The 17283-nt window shown below is 72.8% G+C and carries 18 protein-coding genes; 4 read left to right on the plus strand and 14 right to left on the minus strand.

Annotation, left to right across the window (positions count from 1 at the left end):
• Positions 1–6: 6 nt before the first annotated feature.
• Complete coding sequence (locus ACGFXC_RS21905; protein WP_393715177.1) at positions 7–639, minus strand: sulfite oxidase-like oxidoreductase; 633 nt, start codon at positions 637–639, stop codon at positions 7–9.
• A gap of 172 nt (positions 640–811) precedes the next feature.
• Here ACGFXC_RS21905 and bfr point away from each other — a divergent pair, with 172 nt between their 5' ends.
• Positions 812–1291, plus strand: coding sequence for a bacterioferritin (gene bfr / locus ACGFXC_RS21910; RefSeq protein ID WP_266838605.1), 480 nt, complete (start codon positions 812–814; stop codon positions 1289–1291).
• Between the two features lie 25 nt (positions 1292–1316).
• Here bfr and ACGFXC_RS21915 read toward each other — a convergent pair whose 3' ends face one another.
• Both ACGFXC_RS21915 and ACGFXC_RS21920 read right to left on the minus strand, forming a co-directional pair.
• Positions 1317–1589, minus strand: coding sequence for a bacterioferritin-associated ferredoxin (locus tag ACGFXC_RS21915; protein ID WP_393715179.1), 273 nt, complete (start codon positions 1587–1589; stop codon positions 1317–1319).
• A 175-nt stretch (positions 1590–1764) separates the two neighbouring features.
• Complete coding sequence (locus tag ACGFXC_RS21920; RefSeq protein ID WP_393715373.1) at positions 1765–3129, minus strand: class II 3-deoxy-7-phosphoheptulonate synthase; 1365 nt, start codon at positions 3127–3129, stop codon at positions 1765–1767.
• 350 nt (positions 3130–3479) lie between these two features.
• Between ACGFXC_RS21920 and ACGFXC_RS21925 the strand changes: the two genes are divergently transcribed.
• Positions 3480–5387, plus strand: a complete 1908-nt coding sequence (locus ACGFXC_RS21925; protein ID WP_393715180.1) for an anthranilate synthase family protein — start codon at positions 3480–3482, stop codon at positions 5385–5387.
• 36 nt (positions 5388–5423) lie between these two features.
• On the opposite strand, the gene ACGFXC_RS21930 is transcribed toward ACGFXC_RS21925, so the two are convergent.
• The 5 genes from ACGFXC_RS21930 to ACGFXC_RS21950 all read right to left on the minus strand — a co-directional run bounded on the left by ACGFXC_RS21930 (position 5424) and on the right by ACGFXC_RS21950 (position 10376).
• The gene (locus tag ACGFXC_RS21930; protein ID WP_393715182.1) at positions 5424–6428 is read right to left on the minus strand and encodes a 2-hydroxyacid dehydrogenase; all 1005 of its coding nucleotides are present in this window, start codon (positions 6426–6428) and stop codon (positions 5424–5426) included.
• 92 nt (positions 6429–6520) lie between these two features.
• Positions 6521–7549 (minus strand): 6-phosphofructokinase, encoded by a 1029-nt coding sequence (locus tag ACGFXC_RS21935; protein WP_393715184.1) that lies wholly within the window; start codon positions 7547–7549, stop codon positions 6521–6523.
• 145 nt (positions 7550–7694) lie between these two features.
• Positions 7695–8339 carry a response regulator gene (locus ACGFXC_RS21940; protein WP_393715374.1) on the minus strand — a complete coding sequence of 215 codons (645 nt, stop codon included), beginning with the start codon at positions 8337–8339 and terminating at the stop codon, positions 7695–7697.
• Between the two features lie 35 nt (positions 8340–8374).
• Entirely contained in the window at positions 8375–9586 is a 1212-nt protein-coding gene (macS, locus tag ACGFXC_RS21945) for a MacS family sensor histidine kinase (protein ID WP_393715185.1), read from the minus strand.
• A gap of 37 nt (positions 9587–9623) precedes the next feature.
• The gene (locus tag ACGFXC_RS21950) at positions 9624–10376 is read right to left on the minus strand and encodes a lysophospholipid acyltransferase family protein (protein ID WP_393715376.1); all 753 of its coding nucleotides are present in this window, start codon (positions 10374–10376) and stop codon (positions 9624–9626) included.
• Between the two features lie 168 nt (positions 10377–10544).
• On the opposite strand from ACGFXC_RS21950, the gene ACGFXC_RS21955 reads away from it, so the two are divergent.
• Together ACGFXC_RS21955 and ACGFXC_RS21960 are read left to right on the plus strand one after the other, a co-directional pair.
• Complete coding sequence (locus tag ACGFXC_RS21955; RefSeq protein WP_393715378.1) at positions 10545–11324, plus strand: alpha/beta hydrolase; 780 nt, start codon at positions 10545–10547, stop codon at positions 11322–11324.
• Complete coding sequence (locus ACGFXC_RS21960; protein ID WP_393715186.1) at positions 11317–11847, plus strand: hypothetical protein; 531 nt, start codon at positions 11317–11319, stop codon at positions 11845–11847. The genes ACGFXC_RS21955 and ACGFXC_RS21960 overlap by 8 nt, the downstream gene beginning before the upstream one ends.
• Positions 11848–11905: 58 nt before the next feature.
• On the opposite strand, the gene ACGFXC_RS21965 is transcribed toward ACGFXC_RS21960, so the two are convergent.
• The 6 genes from ACGFXC_RS21965 to ACGFXC_RS21990 form a co-directional block, all read right to left on the minus strand.
• Positions 11906–12643, minus strand: a complete 738-nt coding sequence (locus tag ACGFXC_RS21965; RefSeq protein WP_393715188.1) for an endonuclease/exonuclease/phosphatase family protein — start codon at positions 12641–12643, stop codon at positions 11906–11908.
• A 72-nt stretch (positions 12644–12715) separates the two neighbouring features.
• Positions 12716–13657, minus strand: coding sequence for an ROK family glucokinase (locus ACGFXC_RS21970; protein ID WP_393715190.1), 942 nt, complete (start codon positions 13655–13657; stop codon positions 12716–12718).
• 61 nt (positions 13658–13718) lie between these two features.
• Positions 13719–14204 carry a DUF5304 domain-containing protein gene (locus tag ACGFXC_RS21975; RefSeq protein ID WP_393715192.1) on the minus strand — a complete coding sequence of 162 codons (486 nt, stop codon included), beginning with the start codon at positions 14202–14204 and terminating at the stop codon, positions 13719–13721.
• A 95-nt stretch (positions 14205–14299) separates the two neighbouring features.
• A complete protein-coding gene (locus ACGFXC_RS21980) occupies positions 14300–15445 on the minus strand; it encodes an ArsA family ATPase (protein ID WP_393715194.1) in 1146 nt (381 codons plus the stop codon).
• Positions 15446–15742: 297 nt separating this feature from the next.
• The gene (locus tag ACGFXC_RS21985; protein ID WP_393715196.1) at positions 15743–16189 is read right to left on the minus strand and encodes an SRPBCC family protein; all 447 of its coding nucleotides are present in this window, start codon (positions 16187–16189) and stop codon (positions 15743–15745) included.
• A gap of 100 nt (positions 16190–16289) precedes the next feature.
• Positions 16290–17072, minus strand: a complete 783-nt coding sequence (locus ACGFXC_RS21990; protein ID WP_393715197.1) for a metallophosphoesterase — start codon at positions 17070–17072, stop codon at positions 16290–16292.
• Positions 17073–17283 lie beyond the last annotated feature (211 nt).

A 17283-nucleotide genomic window follows, 5' to 3' on the forward strand; every position in this document is an offset into this window, starting at 1 on the left:
GTACCCCTAGAGCTCCGGACCGTCGCCCGGGACCTCCTGGTACGAGTAGCGCTGCTCGCGCCAGGGGTCGCCGATGTTGTGGTAGCCCCGCTCCTCCCAGAAGCCCCGCCGGTCGGCCGTCATGTACTCGATGCCGCGGACCCACTTGGGGCCCTTCCAGGCGTACAGGTGCGGGACCACGAGACGCAGCGGGAACCCGTGCTCGGCCGTCAGCAGTTCGCCGCCCATGTGGGTGGCGAAGACGGTCCCCTCGGAGTCGAAATCGGCCAGTCGCATGTTGGAGCTGAAGCCGTACTCGGCCCACACCATCACGTGCGTGACCTGCGGTGCCGGTGGCGCGAGGGCGGTCAGGGTTCGAGCCAGCACGCCGCCCCATTCGGCGCCCTGCATGCTGAACTTGGTGACGCAGTGCAGGTCCGCGACGACGGAGTCGAACGGCAGGGCCGCGAACTCCTCGTGGTTCCAGCAGTGCTTCTCACCGTCGGCCGTGGCGCCGAAGACCCGGAACTCCCAGCGCTCCGGCTTGAACTTGGGCACGGGACCGTAGTGGGTGACGGGCCAGCCCTTCTGCAACCGCTGCCCGGGGGGGAGCTCGAACTGCTCTGCTCCCGGAGATTCCCGGCTTTCCGGCTGACCCATGTCTCCATGGTGACAGACGTGGCGGGGTGGTCACGACCAGGTACGACGCCAGGGGGCAAGTCGTGGCAACTCCCACTAAGGAGGCACTTACTGGACGGCCTCCGGCGGCGGTGCAAAGATGCGCGCACCTGCCCAGTCACTTAGCTGACATTGCTTGGAAGGAGCCTCTGCGATGCAGGGCGACCCCGAGGTCCTTGAGTTTCTCAACGAGCAGCTGACCGGCGAGCTCACCGCCATCAACCAGTACTGGCTGCACTACCGCATCCAGGACAACAAGGGGTGGACGAAGCTCGCCCACTACACCCGTGCCGAGTCCATCGACGAGATGAAGCACGCGGACAAGATCACCGAGCGCATCCTGATGCTCGACGGCCTGCCGAATTACCAGCGCCTCTTCCACGTCCGGGTCGGCCAGACCCTGACGGAGATGTTCCAGGCCGACCGGCAGGTGGAGGTCGAGGCCATCGACCGCCTCAAGCGGGGCATCGAGGTCATGCGCGGCAAGGGCGACGTCACCTCGGCGCGGCTGTTCGAGGAGATCCTGGAGGACGAGGAGCACCACATCGACTACCTCGACACCCAGCTGGAGCTGATCGAGAGCATCGGCGAGCCGCTCTACATCGCGCAGCTGATCGAGCAGCCGGAGAGCTAGCGGCGGCCGGCCACAAGCACGGGAGCTACGCCGCGTCGGCGAGCGCGGGGCCCTGCTCGGCCGCGGGAACCAGCTGACGGGTCTCGGCCGCCAGCACCGCGGCGGCGTCACCCTTCTCCAGCAGTTCCCGGCGCGGGCACGCGCCACGGCCCAGGAGGCCCTGGATGGTGCGTACGCAGGAGCCGCAGTCCGTGCCGGCCTTGGTCACCGAGGCGATCTGGCGGGGGGTGCACGCTCCCGCGGCCGCATGGTCCTTGACCTGCTTGTCGGTGATCCCGAAGCAAGAGCAGACGTACACGCGGTTCACCTCCCTGGGGCGGAACGGTTCGGCGGGCCACCCCGATTTCGGTGAGGCTTACCTAACCGTACCCAAAGTTAGGGTCCCCTAAAAGACCCGGGTGCGCCGATGGGGCGCGGATCACATCGATCCGCGCCCCATCGTCGTAGGAAGTCACCTACTGATCGCCCGCCGCCTACTGGTCGCGGTACATCTCCGCCACCAGGAACGCCAGGTCCAGGGACTGGCTGCGGTTGAGGCGCGGGTCGCAGGCCGTCTCGTAGCGCTGGTGCAGGTCGTCGACGAAGATCTCGTCGCCGCCGCCCACGCACTCGGTGACGTCGTCACCGGTGAGCTCGACGTGGATGCCGCCCGGGTGGGTGCCCAGCGCCTTGTGGACCTCGAAGAAGCCCTTGACCTCGTCGAGCACGTCGTCGAAGCGGCGCGTCTTGTGGCCGGAGGCCGCCTCGAAGGTGTTGCCGTGCATCGGGTCGGTGACCCAGGCGACGGTCGCACCGGACGCGGTGACCTTCTCGACCAGCTCGGGGAGCTTGTCGCGGACCTTGTCGGCACCCATGCGCACGACGAAGGTCAGCCGGCCCGGCTCGCGCTCGGGGTCCAGGCGGTCGATGTACGTCAGCGCCTCGTCCACGGTGGTCGTGGGGCCGAGCTTGATGCCGATCGGGTTGGCGATCTGCGCGCAGAACTCGATGTGCGCGTGGTCCAGCTGGCGGGTGCGCTCGCCGATCCACACCATGTGGCCCGAGGTGTCGTACAGCTTGCCGGTGCGCGAGTCCGTACGGGTGAGGGCGCCCTCGTAGTCGAGGAGCAGCGCCTCGTGCGAGGAGTAGAACTCGACGGCCTTGAACTCCGCCGGGTCGGTGCCGCAGGCCTTCATGAAGTTCAGCGCGTTGTCGATCTCCCGCGCGAGCTGCTCGTAGCGCTGGCCGGACGGGGAGGACTTCACGAAGTCCTGGTTCCAGGCGTGCACCTGGCGCAGGTCCGCGTAACCGCCGGTGGTGAAGGCGCGCACCAGGTTCAGCGTCGAGGCCGACGCGTGGTACATGCGCTTGAGCCGCTCGGGGTCCGGGATCCGGGCGGCTTCGGTGAAGGCGAAGCCGTTGACGGAGTCACCGCGGTAGGTCGGCAGGGTGACGCCGTCGCGGGTCTCGGTGTCCTTGGAGCGCGGCTTGGAGTACTGGCCGGCGATGCGCCCGACCTTCACGACGGGCACGGAGGCCGCGTACGTCAGGACGGCGCTCATCTGGAGCAGCGTCTTCAGCTTGGCGCGGATGTGGTCGGCCGACACGGCGTCGAAGGCCTCGGCGCAGTCGCCGCCCTGGAGCAGGAACGCCTCGCCCTTGGCGACGGCTCCCAGACGGGCGCGCAGCTGATCGCACTCACCCGCGAAAACGAGGGGAGGATACGACTCGAGGTCCGCGACGACAGCGCGCAGTGCCTCGGCATCGGGGTACGAAGGCTGCTGCGCCGCGGGAAGGTCTCGCCAGGTCGCCTGATGGGCGGGGGCTTGGGTTTCAGCGTTCACGGTCACCCCGTACACATTACGGCGTCCCACGTGCCGTCCGGCCCGGCGCCCACCTGGTGAGACGGCGTGGCTCGAAGGCCAGGGACCCGGAAATGAACGGAATCCATGGTTCACATGTCGGTATAGAACGGATGCAGCGGGATCGCGTCCGCTTGGGCTAGGGTGCCTCGCATGTACGCACACTCGAACCAGAACTGGTGGTGGCCCGCTCCCGGCGGCCCACCCCTCGTGCGTACCCACTGACACGAGCGACGCGAAGGCCGCCCCGAGGGGCGGCCTTTCGCGTTTCACGCGCCAGGGGCGTCCCTCCCGCCGACACACCACCCGATCCGCCGGTCCGCGGATCCGCCGGAAGGACGCCCACCATGCCCCAGCCCGCCATGCCCAGGCCCCCCTTCGACCCGAGCCGGCTCCTCGACGAGGCCTGCCCGCCCTTCGCCCTGCTGCGCCGCCGCACCCCGGGCCGCGACCACGACACCGTCGAGGTGCTGATCGGGCCCGTGCACGAGGCGGACCGGCTGGCCGACCTGCCCGTCCGCGAGCTGCCCACCCTCGCCCTCGTGCCGTTCCGGCAGATCCGCGAGCGCGGTTTCGACGTCCGCGACGACGGCACCCCGCTGAGCGTGCTGTGCGCCGAGGAGGCGTACGAGATCCCGCTCGACGCCGCCCTGGCCGCCCTGCCCGCCCACCCGGTGCGGGTCGGCGACGGCGCCTTCGACGTGTCCGACGAGGAGTACGCGGCCACCGTCGCACGCGTGATCCGCGACGAGATCGGCCGCGGCGAGGGCGCCAACTTCGTCATCCGCAGGACCTTCGAGGGGCGCATCGACGGCTTCGGCCGGGCCGACGCCCTCGCCCTGTTCCGCCGGCTGCTGGAGGGCGAGCGGGGCGCGTACTGGACGTACGTGGTCCACACCGGCGAGCGGACCCTGGTCGGCGCCAGCCCGGAGGTGCACGTACGGATGTCCGGCCGGACCGTCGTGATGAACCCCATCAGCGGCACCTACCGCTATCCGGCCCAGGGCCCGGACGCCGGCTCGCTCCTCGCCTTCCTCGGCGACCGCAAGGAGACCGAGGAGCTCTCCATGGTGGTCGACGAGGAACTCAAGATGATGTGCACGGTCGGCGACATGGGCGGGGCCGTCGTCGGGCCCCGGCTCAAGGAGATGTCCCACCTCGCGCACACCGAGTACGAGCTGCGCGGACGCTCCTCGCTGGACGTGCGGGAGGTGCTGCGGGAGACCATGTTCGCGGCCACCGTGACGGGCTCGCCCGTCCAGAACGCCTGCCGCGTGATCGAGCGCTACGAGAGCGGCGGCCGCGGCTACTACGCGGGCGCGCTGGCCCTGCTCGCCCTGGACTCCGCCGGCGGCCAGACCCTGGACTCCCCCATCCTGATCCGCACCGCCGACATCGCGGCCGACGGGACCCTGCGGGTGCCGGTCGGGGCCACCCTGGTCCGCCACTCGGACCCGCTCGGCGAGGTCGCCGAGACGCATGCCAAGGCCGCCGGGGTGCTGGCGGCGCTCGGCGTGCGGGAGGCGGCGCCCCGCCCGGCCTTCGACGGGGCCCGGCTGGCCGACGACCCCCGGGTCCAGGCCGCGCTGGCGGCCCGCCGCCAGGACCTGGCGCCGTTCTGGCTGCGGATGCAGGAGCAGCCCCCGACGCTGACCGGGCACGCCCTGGTGATCGACGGGGAGGACACCTTCACCGCGATGCTGGCCCACGTGCTGCGGGTCACCGGCCTGGAGGTGACCGTACGCCGCTATGACGACCCCGAACTGCGCGCGGCGGCCCTGGCCTGGGACGGGCCGATCGTCCTGGGCCCCGGCCCGGGCAATCCCGCGGAGGCCGCCGACCCGAAGATGCGCACGCTGCGCGCCCTGGCCGGGGAGCTGCTGGCGGCGCACCGGGGCGGGATCCTCGGCGTCTGCCTGGGCCACGAGCTGCTCGCCGCCGAGCTGGGGCTGCCGCTGGTGCGCAAGGCGGAGCCGGCCCAGGGGGCGCAGACCCGGATCGACCTGTTCGGGGACGAGGAGGTGGTGGGGTTCTACAACACCTACACCGCGCACTGCTCCGACGGGCTCGCGGTGCGCCTGGCCGAACGGGGCATCGAGGTCTCCCGCGACCCCGCGACGGGCGAGGTCCACGCCCTGCGCTCGGCGGCCGGTTTCGCGGGCGTCCAGTTCCACCCGGAGTCGGTGCTCACGCTGCGCGGCGTGGACCTGGTGGGGGCCCTGCTGAGCGCGGTGCGCGCCCCGGCGCAGACCTGACGGCGCGGCCGCCGGGGGCGCGCGGGGCCCCCGGCGTCACGCGGTGGGCGCGTCGGGGACCAGGGTGTTCTCGGAGCGGCGGCCGGCCAGGTAGTCGGCCACGTTGGCGACGGTGGTGTCGATGATCTGGCCGACCGCGTCGCGCGTGTAGTACGCCTGGTGGGAGGTGACGAGCACGTGCGGGAAGGTCACCAGCCGGGCCAGCGTGTCGTCCTCGACGGCCTCCAGGGACTTGTCGAGGAAGAACACCCCGGCCTCCGCCTCGTACACGTCCAGCCCCACGCCCGCGAACCGGCCCGCGCGCAGTTCCGTGACCAGCGCGTCGGTGTCGATCAGCCCGCCGCGGCTGGAGTTCACCAGGATCGCGTCGTCCCGCATCGTCTTCAGGGCGGCCGCGTCGATGATGTGGTGCGTGGACTCCAGCAGCGGGACGTGGAGGCTGACGAGGTCCGCCTCCGCGAGCAGCGTCTCCTTGTCCACGTACGTCATGCCCAGCTCCAGGCAGGCCGGATTGCGGGCGACGTCCCAGCCCAGCAGGTTCATCCCGAAGCCGTGCGCGATCCGGGTGAAGGCCTCGCCGATCTTCCCGGTGCCGATCACTCCCGCCGTGCGTCCGCGCAGGTCCCGGCCCATGAGGCCGTTCAGCCGGAAGTCGAAGTCGCGGGTGCGGTTGGAGGCCCGGACGATCCGCCGGTTCACGGCCATGGCCAGCGTCCAGGCGAACTCGGCGACCGAGTAGGGCGAGTAGAAGGAGACCCGGCCGACGGTCATCCCGAGCTGCCGGGCCACGTCGAGGTCGATGTTGTTGAAGCCGGTGGAGCGCTGCGCGATCATCCTGGTCCCGCCCGCCGCGAGGATGCGCAGGACCCGGCCGCCCAGGTCGGCGTTGACGCTGGAGGAGACGATCTCGTAGCCGGCCGCGATGGGCGCGGTGTCCTCACTGAGGAAGACGTCGAGGCAGCGCACCTCGTGCTGTCCCGAGAAGGCCCGCTCCATCAGCGGCTTCTCGTCGGCGGTCACTCCGAAGGCCAGGATCTCCACGCGTGCTCCGTACGTCGGACCGGTCGAACCATGGGTCGTTCGTCACGATACGTCCCATGGTTCGGCCACGCCGTGCGGTGCGTGCGGCCCGGTCAGCCGAAGAAGACCCCGACCTCCTCGTACAGGGCGGGGTCCACCGTCTTCAGCTTCGCGGTGGCCTCCGCGATCGGCACGCGGACGATGTCGGTGCCCTTGAGGGCGACCATCTTGCCGAAGTCGCCGTCGCGCACCGCGTCGATCGCGTGCAGCCCGAAGCGGGTGGCCAGCCAGCGGTCGAACGCGCTCGGGGTGCCGCCGCGCTGGATGTGCCCGAGGACGGTCGTACGGGCTTCCTTGCCCGTGCGCGCCTCGATCTCCTTGGCCAGCCATTCGCCGACGCCGGAGAGGCGGACGTGCCCGAAGGAGTCCGTGGTGGCGTCCTTGAGCACCAGCTCGCCGTCGGTGGGCATCGCGCCCTCGGCCACGACCACGATGGGCGCGTAGCTCGCCTTGAAGCGGGAGGTGACCCAGGCGCAGACCCGGTCGATGTCGAAGCGCTGTTCGGGGATGAGGATGACGTTGGCGCCGCCCGCTAGCCCGGAGTGCAGGGCGATCCAGCCGGCGTGCCGGCCCATCACCTCGACGACGAGGACCCTCATGTGGGACTCGGCGGTGGTGTGCAGGCGGTCGATGGCCTCGGTCGCGATGCCGACGGCGGTGTCGAAGCCGAAGGTGTAGTCGGTGGCCGAGAGGTCGTTGTCGATGGTCTTCGGCACGCCGACGCACGGGATGCCGTACTCCTCGTACAGCCGGGCGGCCACGCCCAGGGTGTCCTCGCCGCCGATCGCGACGAGCGCGTCGACCTCGGACTTCGCGAGGTTCTCCTTGATGGAGCGCACGCCGTTCTGCGTCTTGAACGGGTTGGTGCGCGAGGAGCCGAGGATGGTTCCGCCGCGCGGCAGGATCCCGCGGACCTCGGGGATGCCGAGCGGGACGGTGTCCCCCTCGACCGGCCCCCGCCAGCCGTCCTTGAACCCGACGAACCCGTAGCCGTACTCCTGCGTTCCCTTGCGGACGACGGCCCTGATCACCGCGTTGAGCCCGGGGCAGTCGCCGCCGCCCGTGAGTACTCCGACCTTCATGGAATCTCCCTTCGCCATGACGGTCACGCTAGTGGTGACCCAGGTCACAGCAAGGGGCCCGGAGAGGCCAATTCCAGTGAAATCCGGGGGCGTTGCGTACGCGTGTTCACTCGAACGGGGAAGTACGTACGAGCGATGTCACCCGTTACGCGTCGTCGAGGCCGCGCTCTATGGCGTACCGGACGAGCTCCACCCGGTTGTGCAGCTGGAGTTTGCCCAGGGTGTTCTGCACGTGGTTCTGCACCGTGCGGTGGGAGATGACCAGCCGCTCGGCGATCTGCTTGTACGAGAGCCCCTTGGCCACCAGGCGCAGCACCTCGGTCTCCCGGTCGGTCAGCCGCGGGGCCTTCGGCTCGTCGGCGGCGGCGGGCGCCGGGTCCGTCGCCAGGCGCCGGTACTCGCCGAGGACCAGCCCGGCCAGGCCCGGGGTGAACACCGGGTCCCCGGCGGCCGTGCGGCGCACCGCGTCGATCAGCTCCTGGGCCCCGGCGGACTTCAGCAGGTAGCCCGTCGCCCCGGACTTGACGGCCTCCAGGACGTCCGCGTGCTCCCCGCTCGCCGACAGGACGAGCACGCGCAGCGCGGGATCGGCGCCGACGAGCTCCTTGCAGACCTGTACGCCCGGCATGCCCGGCAGGTTGAGGTCCAGGACCAGCACCCGCGGGGCGACGGCGCGGGCCCGGCGGACGGCTTCGGGCCCGTCCCCGGCGGTGGCCACGACGTCGAATCCGGCGGCGGCCAGATCGCGGGCGACGGCGTCCCGCCACATCGGGTGGTCGTCGACGACCATCACCTTGATCGTGCTGGGCTCGTTCTCCGGCTCGGTCACTGGGTCCTCCCCCTCGGTACTTTCAGTTCGACTTCGGTTCCCTGGCCGGGGACCGACACCAGCTCGGCGCTGCCGCCGAGGTCGCGCAGCCGGCCCCGGATGGACAGGGGCACGCCCATCCGGCCCTCGCCGGCCGCCTGGTCGAGCCGGCCGGCCGCGATGCCGGGGCCGTCGTCCCGGACGGTCACGATCACCTCGTCCCCCCAGTCCTCCAGCAGGATCCAGGCCCTGGCCCCCTCCCCGGCGTGCTTGCGCACGTTGTCCAGGGCGGCGCCGACCGCCGCGGCCAGCTCCCGGGCGGCGGGGACCGGCAGCGGCACCGGGGCGCCCGGTTCGGCGAAGCTGACCCGGGACCCGGCGTGCGGGGCGAGGAGCGCGCGCAGGTCCAGCTCGCCCCCGTCCCCGCCCGGCTCCTCGACCTCGTACGTGTCCACCAGCGCGCCCAGCGACTCGTCGTGCGAGACCCGCGAGGGGGGCACCAGCCCGCTGGACACCAGCGTGCGCAGCGCGACTTCCTGCTCGCCCGCCATCCGGCCGAGCTCGGCGGCCTCGCCGCCCAGTTCGGAGCCGCGCCGCTGGACCATGGCGAGGACCTGGAGGACCCCGTCGTGGATGTCCCGGGCGAGGCGTTCGCGCTCGCGGGTGGCGGCCTCGATCTCCAGGGCGCGGGCGAGCGTCGCCTCACTGGCCCGGGCGACCTCGACGACGTAGCCGATCGCGATCGAGGCGACCCAGACCAGCAGGACGTTGTGCAGGGTGTCCCGGGTGGGGTCGCCGCCGTGGATGACGAGGTTGGCGACGGCCACGAAGGTCGAGGCGATGCCCGCCCAGCGCCAGCCGCCCTTGAGCGCGAAGGCGAGGACGGATCCCGCCGTCCAGATGCTGGGGAGGGTGGGGCCGCCGCCCGCGATCCGGTCGTGGCTGTCGGCGAGCGGGGTCAGCAGGATCCCGGCCAGCGCGACGGTGAGGTCGAGGGCGAGGAACCGGCGGGTGCAGGCGGCGGCGGAGGCCGCCCTGCGGCGGGTCACCAGCGTCCAGACGGTGAGCACGGCGAGGTAGCCGGCCGCGGTCCAGGGCCGGTCGAACCCGCGGTACGCGGAGGCGAACAGCAGCACCGCGTACACCATGGTGAGCAACCGGTAGGCGGTCAGGGCGCGCCACAGCGGCTGCTCGACCGACATCCGTACGACGCGCTCGCGCCTGGCCATCTCCCCCACCCCCCGTGCGGGCGCCGGCCGCCCGCCGCTACTCCCCGCCGTCCGTCTTCTCGCCCTTGGCGCCCTTCGCGGCCTTCTCGGCCTCCGCCTTCCCGGCCTTCTCCGCCTTCTCCGCGTCCGCGATCTGCCGCTTGGCGGCCGTCGCGTAGATGTCCACGTACTCCTGGCCGGAGAGCTTCATGATCTCGTACATGACCTCGTCGGTCACCGAGCGGAGGATGAAGCGGTCCCCCTCCATCCCGTGGTAGCGGCTGAAGTCCAGCGGCTTGCCGATCCGGATGCCCGGGCGCATCAGCTTCGGGACGACCTTGCCGGGCGGCTGGATCTTCTCCGTGTCGATCATCGCGACCGGGATCACCGGGGCTCCGGTGGCGAGCGCCACCCGGGCCAGGCCGCCGGGCTTGCCGCGGTAGAGGCGGCCGTCGGGTGAACGCGTGCCCTCGGGGTAAATACCGAACAGCTCCCCGCGTTCGATGACCTCGATGCCGCTCTTGATGGCGGCCTCACCCGCGCCGCGCGCGCCGGAGCGGTCCACCGGGAGCTGGCCGACGCCCTTGAAGAAGGCGGCCGTCAGCTTGCCCTTGACCCCCGGGGAGGTGAAGTACTCGGCCTTCGCGATGAAGGTGACCTTCCGGTCCAGCACGGCCGGCAGGAAGAAGGAGTCGGAGAAGGACAGGTGGTTGCTCGCGAGGATCGCCGGCCCCTCTGCGGGAATGTTCTCGAGGCCCTCCACCCACGGCCTGAACGCGAGCTTCAGGGAACCGCCGATGGAGAACTTCATTGCGCCGTAGATCAACTGATGCGCCTTCCTGTGTCTGTCGAACAGACCTTATCCCGTGGCTCCTCCCGGAGCGGCCCGACGACCCTGGTCGGTGTCACGCCGGTCGCGTACGGTGAAGTCACACAGAGCAACGCACCCGTCAACCCCTTCATGACCAAGGAGATCCTGGTGCCCGTCCTCCCTGGAGCCGAGCCGTTCCGCCACGAGGGCGGAGAGGTCGGCGTCCTCCTCTGCCACGGCTTCACCGGTTCCCCGCAGTCCCTGCGTCCCTGGGCCGAGTACCTGGCCGCGCGCGGGCTGACGGTCTCGCTGCCGCTGCTGCCCGGGCACGGGACGCGCTGGCAGGACATGCAGCTCACCGGCTGGCAGGACTGGTACGCGGAGGTCGACCGCGCGCTGCGGGAACTGCTGGATCGGTGCGAGCGGGTCTTCGTCTTCGGGCTCTCCATGGGCGGGGCGCTGACGCTGCGGCTGGCGGCCAGGCACGGGGACGCGATCAGCGGGATCGTCCTCGTCAACCCGGCCAACAAGGTGCACGACCCGCTGGCCGTCGCCCTTCCGGTGGCCAAGCACTTCATCCGGTCGACGCCGGGCATCGCCAGCGACATCGCGAAGCCGGGCTCGGAGGAGGTCGGCTACGACCGGGTCCCGACCCGGGCCGCGCACTCGCTGCGCAAGTTCTTCCAGCTGGTGGACACCGAGCTGCCGCAGGTGACGCAGCCGGTGCTGCTGCTGCACAGCCCGCAGGACCACGTGGTGCCGCCCGTGGACTCGGCGCGGATCCTGGCGCGGGTGTCCTCGACGGACGTCACCGAGACCCTGCTGGAACAGAGCTACCACGTCGCGACGTTGGACTACGACGCGGAGCGGATCTTCGCGGACAGCTATGCGTTCGTCGGGCGGCTCGCGGAGAGCGTCGGCAGGGAGGGGGCGGCCAGCGGTGGCTGAGCACGAGGAGTCCGCGGGGGGTGTGCCCCCGCTGGACGAGGAGGCGGCGTGGGCCGCGATCGTCGCCGGGTACGGGCAGGAGCCGGCGGACCCGCCGGGCGCCAGGCCGTTCCGGCCGATCGAGAACCTGATGCTGCCGGAGGAGGACGTGAAGCCGGCGCCCCCGGCGCCGGAACCGGACCCTCCGGCTCTGGGGAGCTCGGTGACCTTCGCGCCGGGCGTCGGGGCGATGGCGGGCCCCCGGGACCACACGCCGGCCCCGCCGAAGGACGAGGAGGAGGGCCACTTCGTCCCGCCGGAGCCGGAGCTGCCGCCCGCCGACACCACGGCGAAGTTCGCGTGGCTGGCGGTGGTGGGCGGGCCGGTGCTGCTGTTGCTGGCGGTGCTGCTCCAGTGGGACATGACCTGGTGGCTGACCACCCTGGGCATCGGCGGCTTCCTGGGCGGCTTCGCCACCCTGGTGGCCCGCATGGCGCACGGCGACGACGAGGACGACGACCCGGGCCGCGGCGCGGTGGTCTGACCCCCTCCCGGCGCAGCCGGCCGCCCGGCCGCTGCGCCGGACCGGCCGCCGCGCCGGGCTAGGCCGGGATGCGGAGGGCGGCCAGGACCGGGAGGTGGTCCGTGGCGGTGCGCAGGTCGTGGGAGGTGATCCCGGGCAGGCCGGTGGGGACCCCGCAGGCCAGGACTTCCACCCCCGGGCTGGCGAAGACGGCGTCGATGCGCCGGTCCGGCGCGACCGCCGGGAAGGTCTCCGCACCACCCCAGGGCGCGACCGTCCAGCAGTCCCGCAGGGTTTCCGTGAGGCGCCCGAACGCCGGCCCGCCGGGGGCTTCGTTGACGTCGGCCGCCACGAGCGCGTGCGGCGCCCCCAGCGCCGCGGCCCGTTCCGCCAGGAGCCCCGCCTGCGCGGCCCGCTCCGCCCGGTCCAGGGACAGGTGCGCGCTGACGACCCCGACCCGCGCCGCCCCGAAGCGGACCACCGCCGTGGCGAAGCCCCGCCGGTGGCGGCCCGGCACCGGCGGGAGCAGTACGTCCTCGGTGCGCTCCACGAAGGCCCGTAGCGAGCACAGCAGCAGCGGCCCCGCCGCCGTCGCTCCGCCGCTCAGCACCACCAGGTCGGTCTTCGAGGCCAGCCGCGCCGCGTGCTTGCGCCAGCGGAAGAACCGCGGTGCCTCCTGGACGAAGACGAGGTCGGGCGCGCAGGCGCGGATCACCCGGGCCAGTGCCTCCTCGTCGTCGCGCAGCGAGCGGATGTTGTAGCTGAGGGCCCGGATCACGGCAGAACCGTCGGGCTCCGTAACAGACTTCGGCAGCATGCCCCGCAACATACGCAGAAGCCCGCCGCTCCCCCAAGGGGCGCGGCGGGCGACCGTGCACGTAACCCGTTCTCAGCCCTGGCGCGCCAGGTCCGCCGCGCCGACGAGCCCGGCCTTGCCGCCGAGCTGCGCGGCGAGCACCTGCGCGTGCGGGCGCCACGCGCCGCCGATCAGCCAGCGCTTGAAGGACTTGCGGATCGGGTCGAGGACGAGGTCGCCCTCGTCGGAGACCCCGCCGCCGACGATGAACGCCGACGGGTCGAAGAGGGAGGCCAGGTCGGCGAGACCGGCTCCGGCCCAACGCGCCAGCTCGCGGAAGGAGTCGACGGCCACCGGGTCGCCGGCCCGGGCGGCCTCGCTGATGTGCTTGCCCTCGATGCCCTCGGGGGTGCCGTCGCCGAGCGCGAGCAGGGTCTTCGCGTTCTCGGGGGTGGCGTTGGCGCGCTGCTTCGCGTACCGGACGAGCGCGCGGCCGGAGGCGTACTGCTCCCAGCAGCCCTGGCTGCCGCAGCCGCACAGCAGGCCGTCCGGGACGACCCGGATGTGGCCGAACTCGGCGGCCACGCCGAAGCGTCCGCGCCGGAGCTTGTTGCCGATGATGATGCCGCCGCCCAGGCCCGTGCCGAGCGTGATGCAGATGACGTCCTCGTGGCCCTGGCCGGCGCCGAAGCGGTACTCGCCCCAGGCCGCGCAGTTCGCGTCGTTCTCGACCACGACGGGCAGGCCGATGCGCTGCTCGACCTTGTCCTTGAGCGGCTCGTGGCGCCAGTTGATGTTCGGCGCGAACAGGACGGTGGCGCGCTTGTCGTCCACGTAGCCCGCGGCGCCGATGCCGACGGCGTCGATGGTGTGGTTGCTGCCGACTTCGGAGACGGCGGCGCAGATCGCCTCCGTCACTCCGTCCGCGGTCGGCGGGGTGGGCACCTTGTACGTCTCAAGGATGGTGCCCTCTTCGTCGACCACGCCGGCCGCGATCTTCGTGCCGCCGATGTCGACGCCGATGGTGAGTCCCATTAGTCCCTCGGTTTCCGGTCAAACCCCGCCACGGCCCACCGTACCCGAGGCGGGCGGAGGATCAGTCGAGATCGATCCGCTCGGCCGGGCCCGCTTCGGGGCCCTCGTCGTCCCCGCCGTCGCCGCCGCCGTTGCCGGACGGCCCGTTCGGGGCGGGCGGCTCGTCGCGGGTCCAGCGGCGCTCGTGTCCCTCGACGGCGGAGCGGTAGGCGGCCAGCAGCTCGGACCCGGCGGCGGCCAGGTGGTCGAAGACCTCGGGGTTGCGTTCGACGACGGGCTTGGCGGCGGTCTTGGCCTGGTTGACGAACTGGCGTACGGCGTCCTGGGCGGCGGCGCCGAGCAGCGGGTTGTTCAGGGCGGAGACCTTGTCGGCGACGGCCCCGAAGAGCTTGAACAGTTCCTCGGCGGCCGTGCCGGGGGCGCCGGCGGGCCCGGCCCCGGCGGCCTCGCGCTCCGCCCGGCGGCGGGCCTCCTCGGCGGCGAGGTCCTCGGCGCAGGCCTTCGCCCAGGCGTCGTCGTCGGTGGGGCGGTCGGTGGCCTCGCTCATGGCGGACTCTCCTGCGGCGGCGGGACGTGCGGTGCGGTGCGGTGCGGTACGGGGTACCGCCTCCTTCCGACGGTACCCGAACGGCGGTACGCGGCTCAGCGCGCCCGGGGCCACTGCTGCGGGTCGGGGGTGAAGCGGACGCGCAGGACGCCTTCGTCGAGGGCGGCACCGGAGACGGTGCAGCGGCGCAGCGCCGCGGGCAGGGCGGCGATCCTGCGGTGCGGGCCCACCGCGAGCACCAGCTCGTCGCCGCGCCGGATCAGGTCCAGCTCGCCCTTGCGGGCGCGGGGCAGCGGGATCGCCCAGACCAGCACCCCGTCGGCGGCGAGCCGGTCCTCGACGCTCCAGCGGGGGCGGCCCGGGGCGCCGGCCGGGGCCATGCCGGGGGCGGCGGCGAGCAGCTCCAGGTCGTCGGGGCCCTGCGGGTCCCGGCCGAGGTGGGCCGCCCGGACGACGGGCAGGTCCGGGTCCCGGCCGGCCAGGAAGGCGTCCTGCCGGGCGGCGATCCCGGCCAGCCAGGGGTCGGCGGAGTCCCGCGGGACCAGCCGGTTGGCGACCAGGTCCAGGACGGGCAGCTCGTACAGGGAGAGGCCGAGCACGGCGGTGCGCAGGGCGGCGTCCGCGGCGGGGCCGGGTTCCGCGACCAGCCGGACGGCGGTGGCGGCGTCCTCGACGACGGCCTGGACGGCGGCCAGCTCCTCGTCCCAGCGGGCGGCGGCCTCGTAGAGCCACTGCGCGGGCATCGGCACTCCGGCCAGCTGGGCCAGTACGGGGCGCAGGGCGCGGGCCGCCTGGCGTTCGGCGGGCAGCAGCCGGGCGAGGTAGCGGCGCAGCTGGGCGGGGAGGGCCAGGGTGGTCAGCGCCTGGTGCAGCGGCGGCATGTCCACGACGACGAGGTCGGCGCCGGGGGCGCGGGCCGCCCGGCGCAGGGCGCGCAGCAGGGCGAACTGCTCGGCGCCGGGCAGCTCGGTGAGTTCCTCGGCGCCGAGGGGACGGCCGCCGAGCATGCCGATGAGGGCGGCGCCGCGGTCCTGGAGGGCGGCGAGTTCGCTGCGGAACTCCGCCCCGGAGTCGAGCCGGGGGGCGTGCAGGCCCTCGGGGACGGGGCCGCCGTGGAAGGGGTAGGCCGCGGACAGCAGCACCGCGCGGCGCCCGTCGCGGACGGCGGCGAGCGCGGTGGCCCCGGCGATGGTGCTGCGCCCGGCCCCACCGGGTCCGGTGACCAGCAGGACCTGCGTCATGGTGCTCCTCGTTGTCGGACTCCGGGGGCGGCTCCCGGTCGCCGCCGCGCGGGGGCGGGGGCTTTCCGCCCCCGCTGCCCGGAGAATCCGGACCGGGGCCCGGCGGCGGGCCCCGGTGCGCCCGGGTCGGTGCGGTGCGGCCCGGGCCCGCTCCCCGCCCGGACGTACGGCGCGCCGGAGCGCGCGCCCCGGGCGCCCGTGGCCCGGGCCGCGGCGGGGCCGGATCGGACCGGGCGGCGCCGGACGCCCCGGCCGGGCCGGGGACGGGGGTGTACGGGCGGGGTGGGGTGGGCGGCCTCAGGCGGCCTTGGACTCGACGCGCTTCTTCAGGCCCGCCAGCGCGCGGTCGATGATGACCTTCTCCGCCTTGCGCTTGATCATGCCGAGCATGGGGATCTTGACGTCCACCGTCAGCTGGTAGGTGACCTCGGTGCTGCGGCCGCCCGCCAGCGGGGCGAGCCGGTAGGAGCCGTCCAGCTGCCGCAGCATCTGGGACTTGTCCAGGGTCCAGCTGACCTCGTCGGTGCCGGTCCAGCGGTAGGCGAGGGTGTGGTCGTCCTTGATCGCGCCCGCGTCGAGCAGCAGCCGCACCTTGGCCGCGCGGCCCTCGGCGTCGGTGGCCAGCACCTCGGCCTCCTTCACCTCGCCGGTCCATTCGGGGTAGCGGGCGAAGTCGGCGATCACGGCCATGACGTCGGCCGGCGCGGCCGCGATCGTGATGCTCGAGCTGGTGTGTTCCGCCATCGCGGTCGCTCCTCCGGGGAGTGTTCGACAAGTGTGCGGGCGGCCCCCGGCCGCCGCGTGAAGGCTACCGTGCGTGCGGGCGCCACCACGGCCGCCCCTCTCACCACTCCAGGGCCCACGGCCGCCCGGTCGCCGCGAAGTGGCCGACGTTGACGCACTCCGTGCCGCCGATCCGGACCCGCCGCGCCAGCGGCTGGTGGACGTGCCCGAACAGCGCGTACCGCGGCCGGGTCCGCCGGATGGCGGCCAGCAGGGCCTCGCTGCCCCGCTCGAAGCGGCGGGCGACGGTGTCGTAGCAGAGCTCGGGGACCTCCGGCGGGATGTGCGAGCACAGCACGTCCACCTCGCCGAGGGCCTCCACCTTGGCGGCGTACTCCTCCTCGTCGACCTCGTAGGGCGTGCGCATCGGCGAGGGCAGGCCGCCGCCGACGAAGCCGAAGACGCGACCGCCGATCTCCACGCGCTGGCCGTCGAGGACGGTGGTGCCGGGTCCGGCGTACTCGGACCACAGACCCGGGATGTCGACGTTGCCGTAGGTGGCGTACGTGGGGGTGGGGAAGGCGGCGAACATCCGGGCGTACTGGCGGCGTACGGCTTCCTCGATCAGGCGGTCCCTGTCCAGCCCCTCCCACAGCCTGCGGCCGAATTCCCTCGCCTCCGCGAAGCGCTTCGCGGTGCGCAGTTCGACGATCCGGTCGGCGTTCTCGATGCCGAAGAGGTCGGGGAAGATGCCGCGCGAGTGGTCGGCGTAGTCGAGGAAGAGCACCAGGTCACCGAGGCAGACGAGGGCGTCGGCGCCCTCTTTGGCCCGGGCGAGGGCTTCGGTGTTGCCGTGGACGTCGCTGACGACGTGGACCCGCGTACGACTCTTCGTGCCACCCATGCGGCCACCCTAGGGGCGCCGGGGCCCGGCCCGGTAGAGGGACCCCCGCAGGCGGCCGGACCTGCGGTTACTTCCGAGTCGCGAAGGGGGTCGACTACTGTCGGCACGGCGGTTGCGGGTCCGCCGGTGTCCGGGCGGAGTCCGGCGATGTACAGAATGTGACGCACGGAACATCTGGCCTGTTCCCCCTATCCGGAACCCACTACCGGTG

The organism is Streptomyces sp. NPDC048507, assembly GCF_043199995.1.
Classification (GTDB): Bacteria; Actinomycetota; Actinomycetes; order Streptomycetales; family Streptomycetaceae; genus Streptomyces.

What these genes read in the sequence shown, in the direction of transcription:
- ACGFXC_RS21905 (WP_393715177.1), bottom strand. Translation starts at nt 639, where the DNA reads ATGGGTCAGCCGGAAAGCCGGGAATCTCCGGGAGCAGAGCAGTTCGAG.
- bfr (WP_266838605.1), top strand. Translation starts at nt 812, where the DNA reads ATGCAGGGCGACCCCGAGGTCCTTGAGTTTCTCAACGAGCAGCTGACC.
- ACGFXC_RS21925 (WP_393715180.1), top strand. Translation starts at nt 3,480, where the DNA reads ATGCCCCAGCCCGCCATGCCCAGGCCCCCCTTCGACCCGAGCCGGCTC.
- ACGFXC_RS21935 (WP_393715184.1), bottom strand. Translation starts at nt 7,549, where the DNA reads ATGAAGGTCGGAGTACTCACGGGCGGCGGCGACTGCCCCGGGCTCAAC.
- ACGFXC_RS21940 (WP_393715374.1), bottom strand. Translation starts at nt 8,339, where the DNA reads ATGGTCGTCGACGACCACCCGATGTGGCGGGACGCCGTCGCCCGCGAT.
- macS (WP_393715185.1), bottom strand. Translation starts at nt 9,586, where the DNA reads ATGGCCAGGCGCGAGCGCGTCGTACGGATGTCGGTCGAGCAGCCGCTG.
- ACGFXC_RS21950 (WP_393715376.1), bottom strand. Translation starts at nt 10,376, where the DNA reads ATGAAGTTCTCCATCGGCGGTTCCCTGAAGCTCGCGTTCAGGCCGTGG.
- ACGFXC_RS21965 (WP_393715188.1), bottom strand. Translation starts at nt 12,643, where the DNA reads ATGCTGCCGAAGTCTGTTACGGAGCCCGACGGTTCTGCCGTGATCCGG.
- ACGFXC_RS21970 (WP_393715190.1), bottom strand. Translation starts at nt 13,657, where the DNA reads ATGGGACTCACCATCGGCGTCGACATCGGCGGCACGAAGATCGCGGCC.
- ACGFXC_RS21975 (WP_393715192.1), bottom strand. Translation starts at nt 14,204, where the DNA reads ATGAGCGAGGCCACCGACCGCCCCACCGACGACGACGCCTGGGCGAAG.
- ACGFXC_RS21980 (WP_393715194.1), bottom strand. Translation starts at nt 15,445, where the DNA reads ATGACGCAGGTCCTGCTGGTCACCGGACCCGGTGGGGCCGGGCGCAGC.
- ACGFXC_RS21985 (WP_393715196.1), bottom strand. Translation starts at nt 16,189, where the DNA reads ATGGCGGAACACACCAGCTCGAGCATCACGATCGCGGCCGCGCCGGCC.
- ACGFXC_RS21990 (WP_393715197.1), bottom strand. Translation starts at nt 17,072, where the DNA reads ATGGGTGGCACGAAGAGTCGTACGCGGGTCCACGTCGTCAGCGACGTC.